Genomic DNA, 248 nt, shown 5'->3' with positions numbered 1-248 from the left:
TTATCAGAAGCATATCGAGCTTGATAAACGTCATTGATGCTATTTCTTTTAAGCTCACGATAGATCGTACTAGGATGTCTTTTAATGAGTTCAGCAAATTTTCTGGCTGAAAAGCCTTCTTTTCTTGACTCAAGCATTAATGCAGTACGATCTTCAAAGTTAAGATGATGGTATGACAATTTTATATACTCCATAAACCCTTTAAATTAATTAGGTGGTTTATGTCGCACTTCAAGTTTTACTCTGCC

The 248-nt window shown here is 34.3% G+C and carries 1 protein-coding gene; it reads right to left on the bottom strand.

Annotated elements, in window-relative coordinates; all coding sequences use genetic code 11:
- Positions 1-137, bottom strand: a 137-nt coding sequence (locus DPG01_RS18695; RefSeq protein ID WP_240489197.1) for a helix-turn-helix domain-containing protein, incomplete at its 3' end; no start/stop codon positions are given.
- Positions 138-248 lie beyond the last annotated feature (111 nt).

Origin of the sequence: Acinetobacter sp. WCHAc060042 (assembly GCF_003231195.1) — a bacterium.
GTDB lineage: Bacteria > Pseudomonadota > Gammaproteobacteria > Pseudomonadales > Moraxellaceae > Acinetobacter.
This window is presented reverse-complemented; position numbering and strand designations above follow the sequence as displayed.